Below are 25,348 nucleotides of genomic sequence, written 5' to 3' on the forward strand. Positions count from 1 at the left end.
ATTTTATGCTGTTTATTTGAAAAATCCTCCAATTTCCGGTGAGCTAATGTGGTTAATTCATAAAGTTAATGCTTGGGGTAAACAACGACTCACCGACCTAAAAGATAGTAACAGTGGCGAGTGGCATTGGTTAGTGGAAAAGCCTATCCCCATAGCTGGACTTAATCGCAGTCTGTGGCGAGGAGCCGTTTCTTCCAAAAACTTTTATATTCTGTTATTTCTGTCTGGAATTATCTCGACTGTAGGACTGCTGGCAAACAGTGCTGCGACAATAATTGGAGCGATGATTGTTGCGCCTTTGATGGGACCGATAATTGCGATCGCTTACAGTATGGTAGTCGGAAATCAGCGTCTATTAAAGCGTTCTAGCTTTACCCTGTTCACGGGAATTGTCTTGACTATTGTTACCTCAATGCTGATTGCCAGAATTGTGGGGATTAAAACTTTTGGCCCAGAAATTTGGGGGCGAGTTAGTCCGACTTTACTCGATTTGGTGGTAGCCCTGGCCGCAGGTGCAGCAGGTGCTTATGCTAAATCACGTCGTCGTGTTGCTGATGCTTTGCCCGGAGTCGCGATCGCTGTGGCTCTAGTTCCACCTTTAAGCGTAATCGGGATTGGCATCGCTATAGGTTCCCAATCGGTAACAGTTGGGTCTTCGTTACTATTTTTGACAAACTTAATCGGAATAATTTTTAGCGGCGCACTGGTCTTTTTAGCACAGAACTACGGTTCCTTAGAAAGAGCGCGTCAAGGTTTAATTTTATCAATTGGGGCGATATTTATTTTGGGTTTACCCTTGGGATTCTCTTTAGAAAACTTGCTCCTGAAAGAACGCACACGGCGCAGTGTTGAGTATTTGCTCTACCGCCGAACTATGACATTTTCTAGTCAAGACATTCGCCGGATTCAAGTAGAGCGAGAGGAAGATTTGTTGGTCGTTGAACTAGAAGTAGCGGCTCCCATCGGTTCAATTTCGGAAAATCAGATAAATATGGTCAGAGATTTCTTAGAGAAAAGCTTAAAACAACCGTTAACTTTAAATGTACGGGTCATTCCTGTACAGGAATTTACAGCCCCGGCTCCTAGTAATTAAATTAGCATGGCGCAACTACAACGAATTGCGATCGCACCCTCTCAAATTCAAGAAACTCTGATTACCTTGACCAAAGAGCAACAACATTATCTCAGAAGAGTGTTGCGGTTAAATGCAGGCGATCGCTTTATTGCGATGGATGGTCAGGGAAAATGGTGGTTAGCGCAATTACAATCAGAGCAATCCCAGATTTTAGAAACACTGACCGTAGAAACTGAATTACCTGTAGCAATTACGCTCATGGTAGCCTTGCCCAAAGGCAATGGATTCGATGAAATAGTCCGTTATTGTACAGAATTGGGTGTAACTTGTATTGCTCCGGTGTTGAGCGATCGCACCTTAAGAAATCCCAGTCCGCAAAAACTCGAACGCTGGCGACGTATAGCCACAGAAGCTGCTGAACAATCAGAACGAGCTTTTGTACCAACAATTTTAGAACCCGTAGCTTTTAGTGCTGGGATTACTGCTAATCAAGCCACTCACCGTTATATTTGTGAAGGACGTGGCGATTATCCCCATTTAAACAACGAGATTAAATCTAACAGTCCAGAAATTGTCATTGCTACAGGCCCAGAAGGGGGATGGACAGAAGCAGAAATTGAGAATGCGATCGCATCTGGATTTCAGCCAGTATCCCTTGGTCGCCGAATATTGCGAGCAGTCACAGCACCAGTAGTAGCCTTAACCTTAATTTCCGCAATTTATGAAGTATAAATAATTTAAGGATATCCCACTCAAAATAATTCGTAGTTGCAATCCAGCGAAGCTTCTAGCTCTTACAAGTATTTTCAGGTAAATAGACCACACGGTAAAGGCGCAAAGCCTTGCGCCCCTAAGATATACAGTATTTGATAAAAATCTTGTGGGGTGGGCATCCTGCCAGCCCTTGTGTACCTCACTCAAATCAAATGTGCTGTATATGGTTCAAACACATGAAAACTGATGTAATTACGAATTACGAATTATTAAGATGATCAAACAAGTTGCCACAGCCTTTGAGCATAAAGATTATCAAACAGCTGCCAAATTAATCAAACAGTTGTTAAAAGAAACACCAGAAGATCCTTGGGTGCATTTTTATTTAGGACAACTACATGAAGTATCTGGAAAGCGCCAGCAAGCAGAAAAAATTTATCGCCAACTGCTACGGAATACAACCAACACCAAAATAGTTAACCAATCCCGCCAACGTTTACAGCGACTCCAAGAAATTGAGCAAGAAGAAAGACAACGCGCCATCTCCAAAGCCACATCTGAACCCAGTCATGCTGAACCAGGCGTATTAGTCCTAGAACCCTTAGCCACTGAATTGAAAACTACGGCCGCACCAAAATTTGCTCAAATTATGCAACTAGACCCTTACAGTGCAAGGCTAATGCTACCAAGTCGCGGCTGGAGACTATATCGGACTGGACAAGTAGGAGAACTCCAATTTTATGGACAACAGCTACAGCAAGTTGGCATTCCTTGCTTCTGGACAACCATAGCTGCAATCAAGCAAATTCAAGTTTTTCAAGTTAAGCATTTTTCAGAATCTGACCCCAAACCTACTGTTGTCTGTCGCAACCAAGAAAATCAATTTGGTTCCCTCACCTTTGACTGGTCAGAAGTCACAGCCAGAGTGGTAGGAATGTTACCCATTTTTGAGCAAGTGATAGACGTTGACAGCCGACACCAATTAGAGTGGAAAACCAAAACCCAAGACCATGCTCAATTTTGTGATTTACATCTACCCAGTAGAAATTGCATTCTCCGACTTTATGATCATGGTTATGAATTCCAGAAAGGTATAGAAATTGCTGACCAAGCTAGCCAAAATACCATCACAATTAATTGGAATAGCTTAGTGCAATGGATTTTTAAACAAATTCCCCAAGTTAAAACTTGGTCAAATTTCACACACTTCGCCGAAACAGCATTAGATCAAACAGAAATGCTGGGCAACATTCAGCCTCACATTCACCTATTGCGTAGGGAAAAGACTAATTGGGACCCAGCGTTTCATTTATATAGTGGCTTGGTATTTGTGAACGAATTGAAAAATTGTCTGGGGAGTTAAATTTTTTCGTTCACTTACTTAGTTAGAAGAGTTAGAAGTTTTCATCTGACGAGCCATATCTAAGTAAGAACTCATATTCGCACCTGGACGACGACGATTAGAGCTAGAACCTGAAGGAGCCAGATATTTGGGTGCAAATGTAGTTTCATCAGCAGGTGCTGGTTTTTTTCCATTAGATGTGGCTGCTGTGGCTGTAGCTGGTTCAGCTTTAGGCGCTTTGCCATTTTTTGATGGCTCTGATTTGGTTGTTTTGATCGCCGCAGGTGCATTTGCTGGCGCATCTAATGCTACTGAGGCCGCAGCTTTTGTACCATTAGTTGTAGCGGCTGGGGATACCTCTGGAGTTTTAGGTGTAGCTGCTGGTGGTTTCTCAGAAGCAGGTTCATCTAACTCCAAGTAATAGCCATTGCCTTTTTTGCCAGGTAACAACCCAGTGATGAAACCCAAAATCCCTGTAATTAACTTTTTGATAAAACCAAACATGAAAATTTCTCCTGTCTTTATATATCTGTAAACCTGACCGTGGTGTTAAAAAAACCACATAATGTTACATTTTTTTGCGCCAAGGATGCCATTGGGGTGAAAAAATTTATAATTTTCTACCTAATTAACATTGTAGTAAAACTACAGGACGAATAGTCTTAACTCTTTAGTGCAAGCACTCGCAACTTGTAGACATCAAGAACTAATTATTAAATTTTATGGGATCTAAGCGCAAGATTCTGAAATAATGCTTAATCAAAATTAACATTTTTTGGTTTAATTAACACAGATTTACGCAAAAAATTAGCTGTGTCAATCCGGTAGCGGACTGACAAGCCTAAAATAGTGCATTAAACGTAGGTTGGGTTAAGCGCAGCGCAACCCAACGCTGCCAATTATGTTGGGTTTCCTTACGTCAACCCAACCTACAATTTTTTGCAACATTTTAAGCTTGTCAATTCAGTAGGGTGGGTTAGGACATTAGTCCGTAACCCAGCATAAACTTAAGGATAATGGTCGGTTGATCTGCTATACCCACCCTAGAATTTTTGGATAATTTATTTTTTGGTGTTCCCTTAGTCCCCCCAGCCAGTTACTAGCCAAAAAATCTTGAATAGCATCGAATTTCCGACCAGTGGGATAAGTGTCATAGCCAAATGGCAGTTAATAAAAGTATTCAGTTAAATTTCCTACAGACTCTTGATGCAGGCAAACTTGGGAGATGAACAGCAAAAACCAACAGGACAACTCCGTATTATTGATACATGGTATCGGAGACACTGGAGCCGTTTTTAATATCATGGCTAGGTATCTTAGACAATTGGGTTGGTCTGTGTATACACTGGATCTCGTTCCCAATAATGGTGAAGTCGGTCTTGATATTTTGGCACAGCAGATAGCTGATTATATTGTCAAAACCTTTGCTCCAGATGAACCAATCGATTTGATCGGCTTTAGCATGGGAGGACTTGTCAGCCGTTACTATGTTCAACGGTTAGGAGGAATTAGCCGTGTAAAGAGGTTTATCACAATTTCCTCACCTCATCATGGAACAGTGATTGCTTATGGTTCCCAACGTCACGGCTGCTTGCAAATGCGCCGCAAGAGTGAATTCATCCAGGATTTAAATAGTGATGCTGTGATGTTAGAGCAACTTAATTTTACATCTATATGGACACCCTATGATTTGATGATAGTTCCAGCAAAGAGTTCACAAATGCCACTGGGAAAAGAAGTAATCGTTCCGGTTGTATTACACTCTTGGATGTTAACAGATTCCAGAAGTTTGGCGGCAATAGTATCTGCCTTGGCAGAACCAATTAAGCCTGGTCTCCAATCTGGGTATACTGAGAACTTCCAAAAATCGCCTCTGGGTGGCGGTAATATTTAAATTCCATCAAGTTATAAAAGGGATCTTCTAAAAAGAAAGTGCGATGTTCCAAGGGAGAATCAACAAAGCGATTTTTAGGTGATTCCCGAAAACTCAGATTTTGCTTCTCTGCTTTTTCTAGTAATTCTTCCCAGTCATGTTCTTGAATGAAAATTAGCCCAAAGTGTCTGGGGTATATAGTCCGTTGGGGTAATAAAGTTTCTTTAGTGACGTGCGCTACCAACTGATGACCGTAAAGGTTAAGAATCAGCGCTTGAGGACTTTCACGCCCAGGGATGCAGCCGAGGGCATCGATATAATATGCTTTGGTTTGGGCAATGTCAGTCACGGGAAAAGCTAGATGAAATAAAGCTTTATTCATATCTTAAGTCAGTAAAAAATATTGCTCATATCATAGATGAATAGTGAATACATCTGAAGTTTTTTATCTAAAATCTCAAACCTAAAATTTATACTGTTAATTTGCACACAGTTTTAAATAATTTCAACTTATATCCTGATAACGATGTTTGCATAAATTGGGGTGGAGACACTGTTAATTGAGTCTTTACAAGTAGGGAAAGAATATTTTTCTTGTTTTCCCTGTTTCTTCTCTCGTTGACGTGTAAGAGGAATATAACCTGGGCATTTTTTGCATGAGGTAGTGGCAGTAATTCAACATCCCAGTTCTAAAATTGGTTATTCTGTGGATATTCTGGCAAAACTATTCATGATTTATCGCCGATGTTATCTTTTATCGACTCTGCAAATCCCTGGTTGATAGCAATAGGATTGAACACAATTTTATTGGGTTTAGTATGGATTGCGCCTAAACAGCTACTCACTCCAGCCGGAATACTGCACGCCTGGTTACTAGGAGTACTCATTTGGGTAACTCTCGGCTGGCAAGGTTATCTAGTGGTGGGTTTCTATTTTTTAGTTGGTTCTGGTGTAACACGTATTGGTATGGCACAAAAAGAAGCAGCAGGAATCGCTGAAAAGCGTTCTGGAGCGAGAGGCCCGGAAAATGTCTGGGGTTCGGCTCTAACTGGGGCTTTGTGTGCCTTGGGTGTAGGTATTTTAAATTCGGGATTAGTCATACCCAATCCCCAGTCCTTAGTCCCTAATCCGCAGTTGCTACTGTTATTAGGCTATGTAGCGAGTTTTAGTACAAAGCTTTCTGATACCACTGCGAGCGAAGTTGGTAAAGCCTACGGTAAACGCACCTTTTTGATTACTACACTCCAACCAGTACCTCGTGGTACAGAGGGAGCAGTGAGTTTAGAGGGAACCTTAGCAGGTGTGGTGGCTTCGATTGCGATCGCTTGCGTCGGTTGGGCTGTTGGTTTGATAGATTTATTCGGAATAGGTTGGTGCATATTGGCTGCATTTATCGCTACCAATTTAGAAAGTGTCATAGGCGCAACATTGCAATCTAAATATGACTGGCTGACCAATGAAGTAGTAAATATTTTCAATACATTAATCGGTGCGATCGCTGCTATCTTACTCGCCTTATTCTGGACAATAATTACTTCTTCATTCCCTGTCTAAGCTCTTTCTAAAAAATTACAAGTAAATTTACATAACACTCTTGGGGTGTAATTTCCGTGTACCTAGACAACGGTTGATATTTTCGATTGTCTAAATTTTAAGCTTGCTCATATATATTTTGTAATATATCAAACTTTAGCTGTTCTTTATCAGATTAGTTCATGGAATCTTCATCATTTTTGACAGTCAATGACCAACCAATTTTTATAAAACAAGCAGTAAAATATCTGCAAGCCTCTGGAAAATTAGCGCATTTCATTGGCGACATTCTCCGCCAGTATGTGATTGAACAAGAAATCCAAACACGAGATGACATCGAAATCAGCCCCGCTTTAACCGAACAGACTATCATTGATTTCCGCCTCAAAAATCAACTAAATGACCCCAAAACTTTTCAAGAATGGTTACAAAACAATGTTACCGATTACGCTACTTTTTACGAATCAATTGCCTTTAGTTTCAAATTAGAAAAACTCAAGGTTTTAATTACAGAAGCAAAAATCTCAGAATACTTTATTGAACGCAAAATTTTTCTAGATCGGGTAATAGTTTCCCGGATTGTTGTTGACAATCGAGAAATAGCTGAAGAACTACAAACTCAAATTGAAGAAGGAGGTAGTTTTGAGCAGCTAGCAAGAGAATATTCCTTGTCAGAGGATCGCATGGTCAACGGCATGATGGGGCCAGTGAGTCGAGGCACAATGCCAGATCAACTAAGAGCAGTTATTGACATAGCTAATCCTGGACAAGTTGTCGGTCCTATAGAAATCGAGGGACGTTATGGCTTATTTCGCGTAGAACAATTTTTGCCCGCGTCTTTAGATGATATGCAACTCCAACAAGCACTACAAAATGAATTATTTGAGAAATGGCTAGTCGAGAAAATTCAAAAGCTGACGGTCAAACTACAAATGAGCTAAAAGTTCTGGATAATCAATCTCTACAAGTAAACGCCCTAGATTCTATACCTTGGAATCAACCGCCCTTATGTTGGCTGACTTCTGAAGAAAAATCCCAATTGCAAAATCAAGCCCAAATCCGTCAGTATCGTCTAGGAGAAAAAATTTGGTCTACAGAAGCAGGCGGTGAGCAATTTTGGATTTTTACTGGTAAAGTCCGTTTGCGGGAAGAAGGAGAAGGTAAACCATTAGCAGCCCTACAAGTAGGGGATTGGTTTGGCGACTTATATCAGATGGCTGTGGATTGCAAAGCCGTAGCTGCTAGCAAAGAAGTTGTAGTAGTGTGTTGGCATATAGCGATGTGGGCAGAGTTTTCCACTCCCCAAATAGACGAGTTTTGGCTAACTGCCCAGGAACACCAGAAACCGGGGGATATTAAACAAATTAAGCCCGAAATTAAGGAAATCCAGAAACTCCTCCCATCTTCCACTGTCATCAAATCTGGTTATCCCTTCGTTTCTAATTGGAATACAGGTGCGGCTTGCTTAACAATGGTGGCGCAACACTTAGAACATCCGGTGAAATTGGAATGGGTGCAACGCCAACTCCGGGGACAACGCCCGAAACATCTGGTGGAAGCCGGGGAAAAGTTAGGCTTAGTGTTGCGAAGGTTGCAAGTTAGTTGGGCGGATTTGCGGCAGTTAACCTTTCCAGCACTACTACAATGGCAATTAGATTCATCATCACCAGCTTCCTGGGTGGTAGCCTATGGAATGCAAGGATCTAATCTGGTTATTGCTAATCCCCTCAACGATGATTATGCTTGTGAAAGTTTTCCTCAGTCAGTGGTTGAGGCGGCTTGGGATGGTAAACTTTGGCAAGTTGAACTGGTATCCAAACAAGACACATTTAACCTGGGTTGGTTCACTCCAGCAGTTTGGAAGTACCGGAAACTGTTAGGAGAAGTATTACTCGCGTCTTTTACGTTGCAGCTTCTGGGTTTGGGGACACCACTGATTACCCAAGTTGTGATTGACAAAGTGATGGTGCAGCAGAGTTTGCCCACTCTTGATGTCATGGCGATCGCACTCTTAATGATCGCTTCCTTTGAATCTATACTGGGTATACTGCGGCTATTTATCTTCACTCATACCGCCCGGCGTTTAGATTTGAGCTTATCGGCGCAACTATTCCGCCATCTGATGCGTTTGCCTTTAGCTTACTTTGAGTCGCGGCGTGTGGGAGACACCATCGCTAGAGTTCAAGAACTAGAACAAATCCGCCAGTTTCTCACCGGGACAGCATTAACTGTAATTTTAGACAGTATCTTTGCTGTGGTGTACTTGGTATTGATGTTTTACTACAATGGCCAACTCACCTTTGTAGCTTTAGCTGTGTTGCCGTTATTTGCAGCTTTGACAATTATTGCTACACCAATTCTGCGTAAATGGCTCAACGAAACCTTCAATCGCAGTGCCGACAGTCAATCCTTTTTAGTAGAAACAGTCACAGGGATACACTCGGTCAAAGCCCATGCAGCCGAACCAGTAGCACGCGATCGCTGGGAAGGATTATTTGCCCGTTTTGTGCGTACAGGATTTAAAGCATCTACTACTTCTAATATTAGCAGTAATATTGGTAACTTTCTCACCAACTTTTCCTCCTTACTGATTCTTTGGTTTGGTGCGAAATTAGTGATTGAGCAAGACTTAACCATTGGGCAACTTGTCGCCTTTCAAATGCTATCGGGAAGAGTTACCGGACCACTATTGCGTCTAGTGCAACTATGGCAAAATCTGCAACAAGTTCTACTTTCTGTAGACCGGATTGGTGATATTCTCAACATCGCCCCAGAAGCAGAATTAGGTACAGGCTTAGTTTTACCATCTCTAAAAGGTCAAGTCACCTTCGAGCAAATCTTTTTCCGTTACCAACCACACATTGAACCTGTCCTCAAAGGTATCTCCTTCAACGTAGAGCCAGGGCAATTTGTGGGAATTGTCGGCCGCAGTGGTTCTGGTAAAAGTACCCTTTCTAAGCTGTTACAACGCCTTTATCAAATTGAATCAGGACGGATTTTAATTGATGGATTTGATATTAAAAGTGCTGATTTAGCCTCACTACGGCAACAAATTAGCGTAGTTCTCCAAGAAGACTTTTTATTTAATGGTACTGTCTTGGAAAATATCACCCTCGGTAATCCTGATATTGGTGCAGAGGAAGTAGTCGAAGCTGCCAGACTAGCTGTAGCACATGACTTTATTAGTCAGTTACCCTACGGTTACGAAACCAACGTGGGAGAAAGAGGAACGGCTTTATCTGGTGGACAGAGACAACGCATCGCCTTAGCGAGATTATTTCTTTCCCAAGCGCCAATTTTAGTTTTAGATGAAGCTACCAGCGCCTTAGATTCTGAAACAGAACAGCAAGTTTTGCAAAACTTACAAAAGGTTTCATCTCACCGAACTGTGTTTTTAATTGCTCACCGCTTCGCTCCCCTCAAACGTGCTGATATGATTTTAGTTTTAGAAAGAGGCGTAATAGCTGAACGTGGTACTCACTTAGATTTGTTACAACAAAAAGGTTTGTATTGGTCATTATATCAACGCCAACAAGCAAATATTTAGCACCAAATTCGTAGTGGCGTGACCAGCTTAAAATGTTGTAAAAAATTGTAGGTTGGGTTGACGTAAGGAAACCCAACATAATTGGCAGCGTTGGGTTGCGCTGCGCTTAAACCAACCTACGTTTAGTTTAATGCAACATTTTAGGCTTGTCACGCCAGTAGGCTAACGCACCTTGAATTATTTACACTGAGCGCTGCTAAAGTATTGACGGTGCGTTGCGCTTCGCGACAACACATCCTACAAGAAAATTACGTATTTGGATAATTTATTTTTGGGAAGTTGCTTACAGGTATTTTCAGGTAAATAAACCAAGTAGGGGCGCAAGGCCTTGCGCCCCTACAACAGATGTGGTTCAAAATACATGAAAAATAATAATTTGCAGGAAGATTACACTTTTAACCATGTAGTTTAGTTAAAAAAGTTTCATTTTGCTATTTCATTTCATAGTAGTTTTTGTCAGAGGGGGTAAACTCACCCTTTACTTTAAAATCTTGGAAACAGATTTTAACAGTTAGTGTTGCCAAAAAATACTCTGTTTGAGGAGAATATTTATATGTCAATTGACGATGTTAGTCACAATTTGTTTCCTCATAACGGACTAAATATTAACGCGATTCCCTCAGTCGAGGATACATTTCCAATCCAGAATGAATATAGTTTTAGTGGTCGTAGTAGCTTTAATTCAGCCAGTGATATTACGGCAACTTCTGTCCAAGCTGCTAACTATAATTTCACGTCTGGCTATGGCTTGGTTAACGCTGGTGCAGCAGTAGCTAGAGCTGTTGGTCAGAATACTTTTGGTGATGTTCCTCGTCTTGGGGGTAATAATTGGGGAGCAGATTTAGTTAACGCCCCAGCCGCCTGGGCGCAAGGATACACAGGTAAAGGTACTGTGATTGCTGTGGTAGATACTGGGGTTGACTACAACCACGCAGATTTGAAAAATAATATTTGGACTAACCCCGGAGAAATTCCTGGTAATGGTATCGATGACGATGGTAATGGCTATATTGATGATACCCAAGGCTGGAGTTTTGCTGACAATAGCAGCAACGTTATAGACGTAAATGGTCACGGGACTCATGTAGCAGGAACCATTGCTGGGGCAAATAATGGCTTTGGAGTGACGGGTATTGCTTATGATGCCAAGATTATGCCAGTGAAAGTGCTGAATGACGAGGGATCTGGTAGCAGTAATTCTGTGGCTGATGGTATTTACTATGCAGTGAATAATGGCGCTAATGTGATTAATCTCAGTCTGGGCGGTAATTTTGCTAACAGCACCCTGGAAGCTGCGATTCAATACGCTAGTAGTAAAGGTGCTGTGGTTGTTATGGCCGCAGGTAATAATGGCTTCCCATTGACAAACTATCCAGCTCGCTATGCTAACAACTGGGGATTGGCAGTGGGGGCAGTTGATAGCAATAATCAGATGGCTAGCTTCTCTAACAGAGCCGGGTTAAGTGCGTTTCCCTATGTGACTGCGCCAGGAGTGGGTATTTATTCCTCAGTCCCTGGTAATCAGTATGCTACATATAGCGGTACATCTATGGCTACTCCCCACGTTGCTGGTGTGGTGGCTTTGATGCTGAGTGCTAATCCCAGTTTGACTGATGCTCAAATCCGACAAATCATTATAGAAACATCAGGAAATAGTACCCCAGCCACAAGTTCTAACTCGTTCAAAATCAGTCCGGTCATTTCTGGACCGATTGCAGATATGGTAGGCAATGGTACATCACCTACTACCATTAAGTTGGAATTACAAGTAACGATTTTAACTGATAGTAATACAGCCGTTTCTAATTTGCCTCCCACTGCTTCGTTTGTCCGCAGAGGTTCATCCATGAATTTAGGAAATATGTCTTGGTATGACGATAAAACGCTGAATGCTTTGGGCAGCATCGCTAATAACATCTTCAATACTGATAATGTTGACAAAAAAAATGAGAATCCTACAGATATCGAAAAAATTCTGAATCAATTGCAGCAGCAAATAGAAGAATTTAGAAAATTTTTCCCTGGCTTCTAATTTCCCAGGGGAGTTCCAAATCCCCCCTGCTGCTTCATTATCTGACTGAAAAGGCTTCGCTAAATCTACGGGTTACAGGCTCAATGATGAAGGTTAAAACTGACTTTTGACGCGTGACAATTTCTCCGTTGGCTGACATTCCGGGAGTAAATGCTACTTCTTCTCCCCGGACTTTTATTGAGTGTTGACTGAGCTTGATTCTGGTGGGGAAGACTAAACCTAAGTCTTGATCGACGACTGCATTCGGACTAATTTGCACAACTTTACCGTCAATTGTGCCAAATTCTTGAAAGGGAAAGGTGGCCATTTTCACTTTTGCTGTCATCCCTGGACGAATAAATCCAATATCGCGGTTGAGAACTTTTACTTCTAATAAAATGTCTTCTCCCGCAGGCAAAATTGACAGTAATTCTTCACCTGCTTGGACTGGCCCTTGGGTGGCTTTAATTTTGTAAATTGTCCCGGCGACTGGGGCTGTGATTGTTTCCCCAGCTTGCTGTTTTCTGGCTTGTTCTAGTTGACCGTTAATATTTGTGAGTTCTTCTTGGCGCTGTTTTATCTGGGTTAAAATCTCGCTTTGGCGCTCAGATTTCAAACGCTGCGCCTGCTGGCGAACACCTTGATAGGCTTGCTCGGCTTGGCGAATGTCTTGGGCTTGGGCAGCAATCTCTCTGGTTAAGGATGCTATTCTGTCTTGAGATTCTGTGACTCTATTTTTGGCGTTTATGACCTCATCTTTGGCTCTGGTCATTTCTGCGTTGGCGCGATTTAATCTTTCTTGGGCTTCTAGGTAATCAATTCTAGGTAATGCACCAGGCGCAATGAGGGTGCTGAGGTTTCTTTCTCTTTGTTGCGCGATCGCAATATTTTTTTCAATTCCGACAACTAAATTTTCCGCATTGACTACGTTAGCTTGAGCATTTTTAAAGCTGCTTTGAGCATTTACCAGGTTTTCTTGTAACCGTTGTTGGCGTTGTTTTACCTGTTCAATAATTGCTAGTTGGCGATTTGCTTCTGCTTCGGTTACAGCTTGACGGGCTTGGTAATCTGCGAGGCGCGATTCTAAAAGTTCATCTTGTAGTTTTGTTCCAGATGTTGTCGTCCCAATGCGTTCTGCTTGCAAACGCTGTAAGTCTTCGCTGATTAATTTGGCAGATTGGGCGAGACGGGTAACGTCTGTTTGTTGTAAGTCTGTGTCGCGTTGAATCAAAACTTGGTCTTTAGTGACATGATCGCCTTCTTCTACATTCACATCCACAATATAACCACCACCCAAGGATGTCACTGGTCGCACTTGTGTAGAGGCGATTAATTCCCCTGGTGCGATCGCTACTTCATCGATTTGAGAGAAATTTGCCCAGGCGATCGCCCCAAATACCACTAAGCTCAGTGTTCCGGCTAAAACCCTGGTATATAGCGGTGGTAATTCCTGTACAGCTTTACCTACTTCATAAGATAGTTGGTCTTCTGGTTTAGCAAATTGTTGTCTTGTTTGTCGGGCTTGAGCAGCATTTGCAAGTAAGGAATGTTTCATAAAAGTTTAGATTATTGGGGGACTGGGGACTGATAACTGGGGACTGGGCGGGTTTAGTCATATCCTCGTTGATCTTGAATGATATTTGTGAACCCGCCCTACCTACTCCCTACCTTCAAACTGCGAGATAGCGCCGCAGAAAGTTTTCTAAAGTTTCCAAGTGAAAATTGAAAATTCTTTCTAAGTTGGCTATTTCCTCTTTTCTACAGAAAAACTCATTGGACAGTAATGTTCTATAGGTTCCGAAAGCTGTTTCTGCTTGGGGGTTAAATAAACCTAATCCACTGCGTAACCCATCCACTACAAACAAGGGTGAATTAATTACTACTGGTTTTTTGTGGAAAATGCGACTAAAAATTTGGGGAATATCCTCACGCAATAAAATCTCTGGTCCTCCCACTGGTAATATTTGGTTGCGTGCGCCTTCAGCTGTGATGGAATTAACTACTATCTTCGCTAAATCATCTGTACTGACAACCGAAGTCCGATTTTTAGGATCACCAATCAGCAAATATAAACCTGTTTCCCGAAACTGTTCTGCTAATGACAGTAAATTAGATGCTAATCCAGATGGGCGTAAAATTGTGTAATTCAAGCCACTAGCTGCTAAATATTGTTCTACTGCTCGTTTAGCTTTGAATACGGGAGCATCTTCATAGCCCCGTTCTGCTCCCAGGACAGAAATAAAGACGAAATGCTTGACTTCATTAGCTTGAGCCTGATCAATCAGTTCAATATTGGCGCGATAGTCCAGAGATAAGGAGTCACCATCAGAACCGTGGGCGCTGATAATGTACTCGACACCCCGACAAGCTTTAGCAATATCCTTGTCTCGTCGCAAATCACCGATAAAGATTTCTGCTCCTCGGTGTTCTAACTCGTTATAACGCGAAGTGAGGCGGACAAATCCCCTCACTGACTTTTCCTCTAGGCGTAGGAGTCGCACGACTCGGCGACCAATTCCTCCCGTTGCTCCAGTTACCAGAAACATAAGGATTTTCGGTGATGAATTCCATCTACACACTAATCTAAAATTCGACGATTACTGGGGTATGGTCGCTGGGTTGGGGTAATTTTCTGGGGGTAATGTCAATTATGCAGCTTTTGGCGCTTTCGTACAGCACGGGAGTGAGATAATGATGGTCAATTCGCCAACCCCGATTGCGTCTAAAGCCGGCGGCGCGATAGTCCCACCAACTGTAGTGTCCGCCTTCGGTGGTAAATTTGCGAAAGGCATCAGCAAATCCTAATTCTAGAATATCTCGTAAAGCTTGGCGTTCTGGTTCTGATGACATTATATGATTGTCTGGATTGGCGTTTTCGTGAATGTCTTCGGCTGCTAGGGCGATGTTGAAGTCACCACACATACAGATTCCCGGATGTGACAGTAAAAGGGTTTGCAAATACTCTCTTAGCACTGTCAGCCAGCGCAGCTTGAATTCGTATTTTTCGCTTCCCACAGATGAACCGTTAGGGACATATAAATTTACAATGCGAATGCCATCCATTACGCCTGTAATCACTCGCTTTTGCTCATCCCACAGTGGATCGATATTGGGCAAAATGGGGGTGAAACCGGCGCTGACATCGAGCAGTGGTTGGCGACTAATCAGGGCTACGCCGTTATAAGCTTTTTGTCCAGAAAAATAGACGTGATAGCCTAATTCTTCAAAAGGCGATCGCGGAAAGTCAGCATCTACAACTTTTGTTTCTTGCAAGCAGAGAACATCAATGGAATTTTCGTTTAACCAAAATATCACCTGTTCTAGGCGAGTCCGAACTGAGTTAACATTCCAAGTGGCAATTTTCATTTTTTAGTTTTCAGGATGGAAAATCAATATTAATTTTTAATAAGTTATATTTTGACAATTGTTTAACTTTGACGTAATTTAACCATTTTGGTTGACCGTAATTTAAGGAAAATTGATGATATCTTATAATTTTAGTATTCTCAGCTACAAAAACTATTATTTTGTCAGTTTAGCTACCAAAGATTTTCATGGTTGCATGATCCCCAAGGTAGATGAAACCGCTATAACCTAAGCTATATTTTAAAAGTGTAGCTGCTTAGTAGCTATTGTTGATGTTTGAATTAATGTTTTAAAATGTATTGGTAGTGGTTGAAGGTACGGTTAACCAAGATTGCCCTCCCAAGAGTAAATCAGGTGAATTTAAATCTGAACAAGGTAAGTATAAATCCTCTGGTTTTCAATAAGAGAATATTACTTGCTTTGCAGGATATTTTCTCGGCTGAACCGAAACAATTTTATGAAGATCGCTCAAGTCGCCCCATTATGGGAACGAGTTCCGCCTCCTAGTTATGGAGGAATTGAACTGGTAGTGAGTCACTTAACCGATGAACTAGTTCGTCGCGGTCATGAAGTTACTTTGTTTGCTTCTGGTGACTCTCAAACCTTGGCTGATTTAAAGGCAGTTTATCCACTTGCATTGCGCTTGGACAAATATGTTCAAGATTATGCAGGGTATGAAACTTTAGAACTTAGCCAAGTTTACCAACACGCTGCGGAGTTCGATATTATTCATTCTCATGTAGGAATCAGGGCATTACCTTTGGCAAGTTTGGTATTAACTCCCACTATCCATACTCTGCATAGCAGTTTTACCCAAGATAACCAAAAAGTCTTTAGATACCATCACCAACAACCTTATGTCAGCATTAGCAAAGCCCAGCGTCAAATAAAATTAAACTATGTAGCTACGGTTTATAACGGCATAGAACCAAATGATTATCCATTTGTAGCCCAACCACAGGAACCGCCATATTTAGCATTCTTAGGCCGCTTTTCTCCAGAGAAAGGACCCCAGCAGGCGATCGCTATTGCTAAACAGACTGGTTGGCGGTTGAAAATGGCCGGAAAAGTTGATGTCGCTGATTCTCAATTTTTTGAACAAGAGATTGTCCCCCATATTGATGGTCAGCAAATTGAATATTTGGGCGAAATTAACCACGCCGCTAAAGCTGAACTCCTGGGAAATGCGGCCATAACTTTGTTTCCAATTAATTGGCAAGAACCTTTTGGTTTGGTGATGATTGAATCAATGGCGACTGGTACACCAGTGATTGCCATGAGTTTAGGTTCTGTATCGGAGGTGATTGTTCACGGTGAAACAGGTTTTATTTGCCAAAACTATGCAGAAATGGCCACGATGATTCCTGCGGCGTTGACGCTTAATCGTCAAGCCTGTCGCCAACATATAGAAAACAATTTTAGTGTTAACCAAATGGTTAACGACTACGAAGCAGTTTACAAAAAAATTATCAATAACCGCATTCATTTCAATGGTTATTTTGATACGGCTAAGGCGAGGTTTTAATTAACAAGTTTTTTTCCACATTTTAAACAACAACTTTGTATTAGGGGGATAGTGGTATGAATATGAGAGTCAACACTTGTCCGTGTTGCGGTGGTTCCCTGCTGCGTCATGTCCGTCATGGTGAATTGTATTGGTTTTGCCAGTCTTGCAGGCAAGAAGTACCTCTGTTGACTGTAATTCGTGTGCCTCATCCTCGTAGGGAAATTCAGAATCCGGTTGTGCTTCCTCAGACAACATTAAAGGAGTAGGAGGAGGAGAAGGAGGAGACGCGATTCATCGCGTCTGTACAAGATCAAGATATAGAATCTGATAAAATTGGGTGAGGCTCATTAATTAGGTCAAAATCTGTGTTAGCAGCGTTACTTTACGGTCAGGAAGATTTACGCTTAGAGCAGGTTGCTGACCCCACTCCGGCTGCTGGTGAAGTCGTAATTCAAGTGGGTGCGGCGACAACTTGTGGCACAGATTTGAAGGTGTGGCGGCGTGGTGGTCATGCGAAAATGCTGAAACTACCGACGCTGTTTGGTCATGAGGCGGCTGGACAAATTGTGGCTGTGGGTGCTGGGGTGACAGATTGGCAGATAGGCGATCGCATGGTGGCGAATAATTCTGCACCCTGCATGAAATGCTTTTTTTGTCAACGTCAAGAATATTCTTTGTGTCCTCATATTACTTGGAATAACGGCAGTTTTGCAGAATATTTGAAGATTCCGGCGGCAATAGTACAGCATAATATGTTAAGGGTTCCTGATGATTTACCGTTGCAGTTAGCATCAATGACGGAACCTTTAGCCTGTGTTTTGCATGGTGTGGCTCGTTCTGACATTAAACCTCAAGACAGGGTAGTAGTCTTGGGAGATGGGGCGATTGGGTTGATGTTTGTGGCGGTTTTAGCTGATGTGGCGGAAGTTTTACTGTGGGGAGGTAATGACCATCGGCTAGAAATAGGTGCAAAACTTGGTGCTGCGAAGACTTTTAATTATCATCAAATTCCAGATATTCCCGGTGTGGTGAAAGAATTAACTCAGGGATGGGGTGCTGATGTGGTGATTGAAGCGACTGGTGTACCTAGTGTTTGGGAAACTGCGATCGCTTGCGCCCGTCCTGGTGCAACTGTTAATCTATTCGGTGGTTGTCCACGAGATACGACGATTACTGTAAATACAGAGCAGTTACATTATAGTGAACTGACTTTAAAAGGTGTGTTTCATAATACACCTAAGTATGTAAGAGCAGCCTTGGATCTGATAGCTAGTGGTAAAATACCTTTTGAGTTATTGATTAGTGAAGAGCGATCGCTTCAGGATTTAGAACAGGTATTCTGTGATATGAAGGCGCGTCAGGTGATTAAGGTGGCGATGATTCCTTAGTTTTTTGCAGGGTAAAGTAGATGATCTGGGTCTAGCCAAACAATATAAAAAATCTCGTCAATAAAAAACCCATGAATCCTACCATGTTTATTTGAGGAGAGGGAAAATTGATAAGGTGTATCAACCAATTGTTCTTCGTTGGGCAAACCAAATCCGCTTTCGCTGGTATCTTCCCATTTTATAGGATGACATCTGAGGCTACTACTACGATTTATTAACAAATCTTGAGCCGTCAAGCTAGATAAAGCTTTTAACCGATCAAGTAGGGTCAGCCAATAAATTACCTCTTTTTCGGCACACAAAAATTTTGTATGTCCATCTTGATAATATTTAAACGAAAAGCTGATGCCTTGAGGTGACTTCAGCTTGGTTGGTTTAATACCTAATTTGCTATCTTTGGTAATATCAGTCTTCTTAATCTTCTTCGGCACGAGATGCGTAGTACTCCTTCATCCAATCCTTTTTAATGATTTCGTTGGAAGGTGCATCCGATGCTAGATTTCCTCTAGCCCACTTCCAGGGTTCCTCATCATGAGTCATTTGCTCAAGTTCATAAGCGTCGCAGGCAAAATATTCTTCTGCAAGTTCATCCAGAAACTCTCGAACCTCATCAGGTAATTCTAGTTCTGGGTTAGCATCCTGTAAAATAGGTTGCCATCCAAAAGACTTGTACTTCTGGTACAACACAGGTATCACAGGCCCATGTATCCATGCTTGAAAATCTTCTGGGAATAGAGGAGTTTCATAGAGTGCAAGATGCCAAGCTTGAGCATAGTAAACCAGCTTTTGCAGCTTTAGATTACTAATAAAAGAGCCTGTTTCATTTGCCAGCCAGATAAAATAATTTGCTACGTTAAAACATGACAACACTATAGTCACCTCTTCAGCCTGCTACACAAGAGCTAGCCTTTATCCCTATCAATAGATCAGTTTACAGAGTTATCGCAAGAAAAGCTATGGAGAATTTTCTGCTCTCTTTAGTTTAATTGTACTACCTTAAGGCTCTCTTAGGGCAATTGTCAAATTATAGATCCTTCCAAGCTTCGTCTTCCTCTGAATTAAGCCAAATTTTGCTCAGTGATGACTCACTTAATTCCAAAAAATCTTTGACTAATGCTTGGGAATTATCAGCATCGTTGGCTTGCAAGTTCTGGACTTTTGACAGTGATAATCCCGTTAGCTTTGCTACAAGAGCTAAATCAATACCTTCTTTGAGCATATTGAGTGCAACTTGGGTTAACCCTTGCTGCAAACCTTGCTCCCATGCTGCGCGTAAGATTTGAGGTTGGGTTTCAGAGTTATACATAATTGTTAATTAGTTATCCTCTGTTCTAATTATATCTGGAATATCTTGCTTTTTTGGCGATCGCACAACTGTAACCTCAAGCTAGGGTATGATAATTGTCATTAATTTTTGCTTCAAATATGACAATTTTGACCATAGAAGCCCTCTGTAATGAAGCTGCACTATTTTCAGCCGCCGAGTCTATACATCCAGAACCTTTACTGTACGGTGTTACTGATGGCAAAGCAATCGGCACATATTTAGAGCAAAAATTTAGGCTGTATCTCAGAAATAAGTATGATTTTGTTGAGGGTAATTCAGCCAGTGGTATCGATTTTCCTGGGTTATTGGTTGATGTTAAGGTAACAAGCATTAAGCAGCCACAGTCATCTTGTCCTTTTAAATCTGCACGACAAAAAATTTTTGGGCTGGGATATGCGTTAATTATCTTTGTTTATGATAAGACAGACCAAAGTATGAACAGGACTGCAAATTTGAACATTCTACACACAATTTATGTAAGTGCAGAAAGAACGGCTGATTTTCAGATAACTCGTGGAATTCGCAGCATCTTGGAAAATGAAGGTAATAAAGATGATTTGATTGCTTTTATGTATGATCGTAATTTGCCTGTTGATGAAATTGAAGCATCTAATATCGCAGATGAAATCCTCTTAAACCCTCCATTGCAAGGATTTTTAACTATTTCTAACGCTTTACAATGGCGACTTCAATATAGAAGAGTTATTGAGAGTGCTGGATCAGAAACAGGGATAATTGCTGTTTACAGGGCTAAGGAATGATTCGCACTGTTGACAAAGCAAAAGTAGAATATGGAGACTTTCAAACACCCATAGAACTCGCTACCAAGGTGTGTAAAAAGTTAATCGAACTGGGTGTATGTCCTGATGTGATCATTGAGCCAACTTGTGGAATAGGTAATTTTATTCAGGTAGCTTCACGTTTGTTTAAATCGACGAACAAAATTATGGGAGTAGAACTGAACCCAGATTATTTACAAGAGGTGAAAACAAAGAAGCTATTCTTGCAAGATAAAAGAATTGAGCTTGAAAATGCAGATTTTTTTCAATTTGATTGGTTATCTTATGTAAATCAAATCAATGGTAAACTCCTAGTAGTTGGTAATTTTCCTTGGGTTACAAGTTCACAACAAGGAAGCATTGGTGGCAAAAACCTGCCCAATAAAAATAATTTTCAAAATTATAGCGGCTTAGATGCAATCACAGGTAAGAGTAACTTTGATATTTCAGAATGGATGCTAATTCAGGCTATCCAATGGCTACAGGGGCGTGATGCTTACCTAGCAATGCTTTGTAAAACTTCTGTTTCCAGAAAGTTATTGAACTACCTTTATTCTCATAATCTAAATCTAGCTGACTGTGCAACTTATAATATCGATACAAAAAAGTATTTTAATGCTTCTGTTGACGCTTGTCTATTATTCTGCAAATTTGATTCAAGCTCTACAAACTACTACTGTGATGTATTCAGTAGTCTTGAAAGCTCAGAATCTTACAAAATAGGATATCGAAATAATGTTCTGATCAGAGATATAGCTGCTTTTGAGAATCTGAGTAAATTGTACGATATCAGAACTGAAACAAAATGGCGCTCAGGCATTAAACATGATTGCTCAAATATCATGGAATTTCGTAAAATTGCTCATACTTTTATGAATAAACTCGGAGAAATAGTTGATATTGAAGAAACATATCTTTTACCTTTGCTTAAAGGCTCTGATGTTGCTCAAAATCGCATCAACAGTACTGAGCGATATGTTCTAGTTACTCAAAAATTTGTGGGTGAATCAACTGAAAATATAAAATGTGTAGCTCCTAAAACTTGGAATTATCTAGAGTCGCATGGAAGTTACTTAGATAACCGCAAAAGTAAAATCTACAAAAGTAATCCCAGATTTTCTATTTTTGGAGTCGGTTCATACACTTTTAAACCTTGGAAAATAGCGATTTGTGGACTTTATAAGAGGTTAGAGTTTAGATTAATCGGCAAGCTGATGGATAAACCTGTGGTTTTTGATGATACTGTCTACTTTCTCAGTTTTGATAATGAGGAAACAGCACAAAAGACTTTTGAGGTTTTGACTTCTCCGTTAGCAATAAATTATTATTCATCTCTAATTTTTTGGGATGAAAAGCGCCCAATTAAGTCCAGCATCTTAAATAGCTTAAATTTGACAGCCTTAATTGAGATAGATTCTAAATTTTGAGGCGACCTGTGGATAACAATTGATACCCCCCGATAAAACAAGCCACGGAAAGGAAAAATTGCCAAAGACTTGTAGGATTGAGGATAGCGCGACTGCTAAGAAAAACCAAAAGTATTCCTATCCCTATTCCCGCCCAACCTAAAGCTTTATTCTGTCCGGGTAGGACAAATAGCATGAGAATTCCCGAAGTGATAAAAAGTATAGAACCATCGGCAGCTATACCTCGCCACCAATAAGGACGCACGTTAGTAGTAAAATAAATATTTTGACCGAAAAAGTAGATACTAGCAAGTAGTAGTGCTAAACCAATCAGCTTCATTAAAAATCTCATGATGGGAATGGAGAAAAGGTTATAGGGTTATATTGCCCAAATAATCGAACTGATTCTTCATTAGCACCTAAACTGTGGGGATTTAGGTTAAAAAAGTAAACAAGCCGGAAATCCCTACCAATGACAGGGCGTTCGTCAGGAGGAGCGTGCAATACGCCCGTACAAAAGCTTTATGGCTTTGATTGATTTGAAATGATTGGTTTATTTACGCCGATCTACTTAAAATCACTAATGAAATAATCGGACTGTAAAAGGGGAAAACTATGATTATCCCCTGACGGGGGAAATTTCCATATAAGTCCCGAATAGGAAAATGCTGCAAAAATCTCTGCTCAACTTCTTGATTTTACCTTTTTCTCTAGTTCCCTGGCTGGGTATGGGAATGCTGTTTGATTCCAAGGCTGATGCGCTACCAGGACAAACTACAGAAGAAGTAACTACCTGGATCAAAGCACATCCGACACTCCGTCCTAGACCGGGAGAACGTTTATTTATCCAAAAAAGTGATACAGCAGCCCAGCGATTCACTTTTCTTGCATCGGTTTTACCTCCTGGTAGGGTGACAATGACCCAAAACCGTAGTCGGATTAGTAGCGAACGCCTGACTATGTATGATGCTATTAACGGGATAAGTTTTAAACGTCTCCAGGAATCTTTACGGGTAATTTATGGCTTAGATATTTATCAAGATTTTAATCGCGCTCAAGTCATATACGAGTATCCTAACCAGAGTGCAATTAACTCGGCGCGGATGGCTAGAACGCCGATCAGAGAGGCTTTACAGGGAGAATTACGTGTAGGCGATCGCTATGTCTATTGGATGGAAATTGCCCAACCCCCAGGAGGTAAAGCTTTCACAGGTCAAATGACGGTTTTTCTGAAAGCTGACTTGGATAAGTTGGAATCTGAATTACGAACTCGTTAATAGTTGGCGTTTGCTGTGGGTTCGGTTGAACCCAACCTGCTGCAATTCGCCTCTATAATCCTCCTAATCCTACAGGAGATGGGGTTTGCCAGATACCAGAAAAGATGCTTTCAGTAGCTAGGGAAATTCTCAGCAAATCTTCTTTAAGTAGGGGCGGCCAATCAACCCCAGCTTTGCGCCCCGCAACAAATATTTGTTGCGCCTTTACACCTAACTGATAAAGAGCAAAGGCTAATTCTCGGTCGAGGTTGGGTGCGTCTTTCATAGATTCAAAGACCACCTTTAAGGCTAACAAAATCGCGGTGATTTGACCGGGTACTGGTGGTTTTCCTAGCTTCATCCGCATTAACAAAGCATCTGGGTTTTCATCAGTTGTTAATGTCTGGGCTACGAGGAGTTGGCGAGCTGTTTCGTAATTCATTTATCCAGCTTATCTTAGTTGTGAGCATCAGCAAGAGTACTTACATCCAAATTACTATGAGGATGTAATTTTACTAGATATTTTGCTGTTGTAGTTGATACTTTTGAGATTTAACCACAGATGCACACAGATATGAGATATAAGAACCCCACCCCCAACCCCCTCCCCGCAAGCGAAGAGGGGGCTATGATGTAGTTCATTTAAGCTAGAAGTTTAGTATTTGTGCTGTGATTTCGCCTCAATTTGTCTGACAACTGTCAACGCTGAGTAACTTACCCCAGCTGTACCTTCTCCGGGATGAGTCGAGTCACCGACTAACCATAAATGGTTGATGGGCGTACGATTGGCAAATCCAAAGGGGCCAAAGGTGGGTATTCTTTGACCAATACCGCCTACTATACCGCGATCGCGTGCTGTGTAATGAGCAAAACTCCGGGGTGTGGCGGCTTCTTGATGAATGATGGTTTCTCGTTTGAGGTAAAAGTATTGGGAAAGACGTGCGATCGCATCTTCTGTATACTTCTGTTTAAGTCCTTGATAATTATTCGTTTCCCACCACGGTGCAGGATCGACAAAGGATGAAGCGATAATTGTGGCTTTTCCATCTGGGGCGCGTCCATCTCCGGGATGACTGACGGAAACAAACAAAGAATTATTTTCCCCAATCGGTCCATCAACATCATAGAGGAATTGTAGGTGGGGTGGACAATCTGGAGGAATGGCGCTGATATCTACCCCTAAATAGACCACAAATGCGCCCGATGCTTGGGGTAATTTTTCCACCCGATTTTTATACCCAGAGGGTGTTTTTTCTCCCAATAGTTGCACTAAATTCTGCACAGTGACGTTAGCAACTACATGGTCTACGGTTTCTGTGCAGATTTCGCCTGTTTTCTGATTTCTGATGACTACAGATGTAGCTTGGTTATTTTCCACCTGGATTTTTTCCACAGTGTGGCGCATTAATAACTTACCACCATCTCTTTCTAAGGATTCCACCAGGCGATCGCTTAGTACCTGCATACTACCCTGGAGGTGAAATAAACCTTGGGGTAATTGAGAGACACTCAACGCCGTAGCTGCATAAAGTAAAGCCGTCTCCTCTGTATCAACTTGAGAATATAACTTTAATTGCAAATCCAAAAACGTTCTCAAACGATGGTCTTTAGCCAGTCCGTAAAACCGTAATGCATCCCCCACAGTAAATAATGTATAGGGTACGGTAATTAATGTACTAGGGCGTACCGCTTGAGTTAATTGCCATAAATCCCACAAACTCCGGGGAGGTAAAACCGGATCACGTCCTTGAAATTGCCAACTAGCTTCAAATAACACCGCCATCATCTGCCAAAACGGTTCACTCCCAGGAAATTGTTTTTGGCGTTCCTCTCGCCATTTCTTTTGGTCACGCCAAACATTAATCGGTGTACTTTCCCCAGGTAAATACACAGCACAAGCCGGGTCACATGGTGTCGCAGCTGGTAAATCTATCCCTAATTCTGAGAATATGCGGTGATGAATTCCCCCTGGTTCTAATCCAGCTACCTGAGTCGCCCCCACATCAAAGGTAAATCCGCGCCGTTGAAATGTGGAAGCGCAACCCCCCGGAACCAAAGCTTGATCTAAGACTAAAACGCTGTAACCCCGATGGGCTAATAATGCAGCCGCAGTTAGTCCGCCTATACCTGCACCGATGACAGCAACACGAGACTGATTTTTCTTACCAGAAATATTAGACATTGATGATTAACTTTATAATTCTTAATATTATTAATTATTATA

General features: G+C 41.5%; 25 protein-coding genes. 14 read left to right on the forward strand and 11 right to left on the reverse strand.

Features of this window, described 5'->3' with window-relative positions:
* Window positions 1-16: 16 nt before the first annotated feature.
* The 3 genes from ACM0OW_RS04255 to ACM0OW_RS04265 all read left to right on the forward strand — a co-directional run bounded on the left by ACM0OW_RS04255 (window position 17) and on the right by ACM0OW_RS04265 (window position 3,152).
* A complete protein-coding gene (locus ACM0OW_RS04255) occupies window positions 17-1,093 on the forward strand; it encodes a TIGR00341 family protein (protein WP_414548784.1) in 1,077 nt (358 codons plus the stop codon).
* A gap of 6 nt (window positions 1,094-1,099) precedes the next feature.
* Window positions 1,100-1,807: a 16S rRNA (uracil(1498)-N(3))-methyltransferase gene (locus ACM0OW_RS04260; RefSeq protein ID WP_414548785.1), complete on the forward strand. Its 708-nt coding sequence runs from the start codon at window positions 1,100-1,102 to the stop codon at window positions 1,805-1,807.
* A 256-nt stretch (window positions 1,808-2,063) separates the two neighbouring features.
* The gene (locus ACM0OW_RS04265) at window positions 2,064-3,152 is read left to right on the forward strand and encodes a tetratricopeptide repeat protein (RefSeq protein WP_414548786.1); all 1,089 of its coding nucleotides are present in this window, start codon (window positions 2,064-2,066) and stop codon (window positions 3,150-3,152) included.
* An 18-nt stretch (window positions 3,153-3,170) separates the two neighbouring features.
* Here ACM0OW_RS04265 and ACM0OW_RS04270 read toward each other — a convergent pair whose 3' ends face one another.
* Window positions 3,171-3,635 carry a hypothetical protein gene (locus ACM0OW_RS04270; protein WP_414548787.1) on the reverse strand — a complete coding sequence of 155 codons (465 nt, stop codon included), beginning with the start codon at window positions 3,633-3,635 and terminating at the stop codon, window positions 3,171-3,173.
* A 721-nt stretch (window positions 3,636-4,356) separates the two neighbouring features.
* Here ACM0OW_RS04270 and ACM0OW_RS04275 point away from each other — a divergent pair.
* Window positions 4,357-5,025, forward strand: a complete 669-nt coding sequence (locus ACM0OW_RS04275) for an esterase/lipase family protein (RefSeq protein WP_414548788.1) — start codon at window positions 4,357-4,359, stop codon at window positions 5,023-5,025.
* Here the strand turns inward: ACM0OW_RS04275 and ACM0OW_RS04280 are convergent.
* The gene (locus ACM0OW_RS04280; RefSeq protein ID WP_414548789.1) at window positions 4,955-5,386 is read right to left on the reverse strand and encodes a VOC family protein; all 432 of its coding nucleotides are present in this window, start codon (window positions 5,384-5,386) and stop codon (window positions 4,955-4,957) included. The genes ACM0OW_RS04275 and ACM0OW_RS04280 overlap by 71 nt on opposite strands.
* A gap of 362 nt (window positions 5,387-5,748) precedes the next feature.
* Between ACM0OW_RS04280 and ACM0OW_RS04285 the strand changes: the two genes are divergently transcribed.
* The 4 genes from ACM0OW_RS04285 (at window position 5,749) to ACM0OW_RS04300 (ending at window position 12,116) form a co-directional block, all read left to right on the forward strand.
* Window positions 5,749-6,558, forward strand: a complete 810-nt coding sequence (locus ACM0OW_RS04285; protein ID WP_414548790.1) for a TIGR00297 family protein — start codon at window positions 5,749-5,751, stop codon at window positions 6,556-6,558.
* Window positions 6,559-6,719: 161 nt separating this feature from the next.
* On the forward strand, window positions 6,720-7,478 hold the full coding sequence (locus tag ACM0OW_RS04290; protein ID WP_414548791.1) for a peptidylprolyl isomerase: 759 nt from the start codon (window positions 6,720-6,722) through the stop codon (window positions 7,476-7,478).
* Window positions 7,427-10,084 (forward strand): peptidase domain-containing ABC transporter, encoded by a 2,658-nt coding sequence (locus ACM0OW_RS04295; protein ID WP_414548792.1) that lies wholly within the window; start codon window positions 7,427-7,429, stop codon window positions 10,082-10,084. The genes ACM0OW_RS04290 and ACM0OW_RS04295 overlap by 52 nt, the downstream gene beginning before the upstream one ends.
* Window positions 10,085-10,637: 553 nt before the next feature.
* A complete protein-coding gene (locus ACM0OW_RS04300; RefSeq protein ID WP_414548793.1) occupies window positions 10,638-12,116 on the forward strand; it encodes a S8 family peptidase in 1,479 nt (492 codons plus the stop codon).
* 37 nt (window positions 12,117-12,153) lie between these two features.
* On the opposite strand, the gene ACM0OW_RS04305 is transcribed toward ACM0OW_RS04300, so the two are convergent.
* From ACM0OW_RS04305 to xth, 3 genes are all read right to left on the reverse strand, one after another.
* The gene (locus ACM0OW_RS04305; protein ID WP_414548794.1) at window positions 12,154-13,650 is read right to left on the reverse strand and encodes an HlyD family efflux transporter periplasmic adaptor subunit; all 1,497 of its coding nucleotides are present in this window, start codon (window positions 13,648-13,650) and stop codon (window positions 12,154-12,156) included.
* 115 nt (window positions 13,651-13,765) lie between these two features.
* Window positions 13,766-14,641: an SDR family oxidoreductase gene (locus ACM0OW_RS04310; RefSeq protein WP_414548795.1), complete on the reverse strand. Its 876-nt coding sequence runs from the start codon at window positions 14,639-14,641 to the stop codon at window positions 13,766-13,768.
* A gap of 37 nt (window positions 14,642-14,678) precedes the next feature.
* Entirely contained in the window at window positions 14,679-15,461 is a 783-nt protein-coding gene (xth, locus tag ACM0OW_RS04315) for an exodeoxyribonuclease III (RefSeq protein WP_414548796.1), read from the reverse strand.
* 457 nt (window positions 15,462-15,918) lie between these two features.
* Here xth and ACM0OW_RS04320 point away from each other — a divergent pair, with 457 nt between their 5' ends.
* The 3 genes from ACM0OW_RS04320 (at window position 15,919) to ACM0OW_RS04330 (ending at window position 18,356) form a co-directional block, all read left to right on the forward strand.
* Window positions 15,919-16,986: a glycosyltransferase family 4 protein gene (locus ACM0OW_RS04320; RefSeq protein WP_414548797.1), complete on the forward strand. Its 1,068-nt coding sequence runs from the start codon at window positions 15,919-15,921 to the stop codon at window positions 16,984-16,986.
* Between the two features lie 56 nt (window positions 16,987-17,042).
* On the forward strand, window positions 17,043-17,234 hold the full coding sequence (locus ACM0OW_RS04325) for a hypothetical protein (protein WP_414548798.1): 192 nt from the start codon (window positions 17,043-17,045) through the stop codon (window positions 17,232-17,234).
* A 99-nt stretch (window positions 17,235-17,333) separates the two neighbouring features.
* Window positions 17,334-18,356 carry a zinc-dependent alcohol dehydrogenase gene (locus tag ACM0OW_RS04330; RefSeq protein ID WP_414548799.1) on the forward strand — a complete coding sequence of 341 codons (1,023 nt, stop codon included), beginning with the start codon at window positions 17,334-17,336 and terminating at the stop codon, window positions 18,354-18,356.
* On the opposite strand, the gene ACM0OW_RS04335 is transcribed toward ACM0OW_RS04330, so the two are convergent.
* The 3 genes from ACM0OW_RS04335 to ACM0OW_RS04345 form a co-directional block, all read right to left on the reverse strand.
* Window positions 18,353-18,787 carry a hypothetical protein gene (locus ACM0OW_RS04335; protein WP_414548800.1) on the reverse strand — a complete coding sequence of 145 codons (435 nt, stop codon included), beginning with the start codon at window positions 18,785-18,787 and terminating at the stop codon, window positions 18,353-18,355. The genes ACM0OW_RS04330 and ACM0OW_RS04335 overlap by 4 nt on opposite strands.
* Window positions 18,771-19,235: a Panacea domain-containing protein gene (locus ACM0OW_RS04340; protein ID WP_414548801.1), complete on the reverse strand. Its 465-nt coding sequence runs from the start codon at window positions 19,233-19,235 to the stop codon at window positions 18,771-18,773. Before ACM0OW_RS04340 ends, ACM0OW_RS04335 begins: the two co-directional genes overlap by 17 nt.
* Before the next feature lie 145 nt (window positions 19,236-19,380).
* Window positions 19,381-19,662 (reverse strand): hypothetical protein, encoded by a 282-nt coding sequence (locus ACM0OW_RS04345; RefSeq protein ID WP_414548802.1) that lies wholly within the window; start codon window positions 19,660-19,662, stop codon window positions 19,381-19,383.
* A 119-nt stretch (window positions 19,663-19,781) separates the two neighbouring features.
* Between ACM0OW_RS04345 and ACM0OW_RS04350 the strand changes: the two genes are divergently transcribed.
* On the forward strand, window positions 19,782-20,444 hold the full coding sequence (locus ACM0OW_RS04350; RefSeq protein ID WP_414548803.1) for a restriction endonuclease: 663 nt from the start codon (window positions 19,782-19,784) through the stop codon (window positions 20,442-20,444).
* Window positions 20,441-21,889 (forward strand): SAM-dependent methyltransferase, encoded by a 1,449-nt coding sequence (locus ACM0OW_RS04355; protein ID WP_414548804.1) that lies wholly within the window; start codon window positions 20,441-20,443, stop codon window positions 21,887-21,889. The genes ACM0OW_RS04350 and ACM0OW_RS04355 overlap by 4 nt, the downstream gene beginning before the upstream one ends.
* On the opposite strand, the gene ACM0OW_RS04360 is transcribed toward ACM0OW_RS04355, so the two are convergent.
* Window positions 21,879-22,220, reverse strand: coding sequence for a hypothetical protein (locus ACM0OW_RS04360; RefSeq protein ID WP_414548805.1), 342 nt, complete (start codon window positions 22,218-22,220; stop codon window positions 21,879-21,881). The genes ACM0OW_RS04355 and ACM0OW_RS04360 overlap by 11 nt on opposite strands.
* Window positions 22,221-22,533: 313 nt before the next feature.
* Here ACM0OW_RS04360 and ACM0OW_RS04365 point away from each other — a divergent pair, with 313 nt between their 5' ends.
* On the forward strand, window positions 22,534-23,145 hold the full coding sequence (locus ACM0OW_RS04365; protein ID WP_414548806.1) for a hypothetical protein: 612 nt from the start codon (window positions 22,534-22,536) through the stop codon (window positions 23,143-23,145).
* A 52-nt stretch (window positions 23,146-23,197) separates the two neighbouring features.
* On the opposite strand, the gene ACM0OW_RS04370 is transcribed toward ACM0OW_RS04365, so the two are convergent.
* Complete coding sequence (locus ACM0OW_RS04370) at window positions 23,198-23,566, reverse strand: Dethiobiotin synthetase (protein WP_414548807.1); 369 nt, start codon at window positions 23,564-23,566, stop codon at window positions 23,198-23,200.
* A 213-nt stretch (window positions 23,567-23,779) separates the two neighbouring features.
* Window positions 23,780-25,306, reverse strand: coding sequence for a C-3',4' desaturase CrtD (gene crtD, locus ACM0OW_RS04375; protein ID WP_414548808.1), 1,527 nt, complete (start codon window positions 25,304-25,306; stop codon window positions 23,780-23,782).
* Between the last annotated feature and the right edge of the window lie 42 nt (window positions 25,307-25,348).

Origin of the sequence: Anabaena sp. CCY 0017, assembly GCF_963920885.1 — a bacterium.
Lineage (GTDB): Bacteria > Cyanobacteriota > Cyanobacteriia > Cyanobacteriales > Nostocaceae > Nodularia.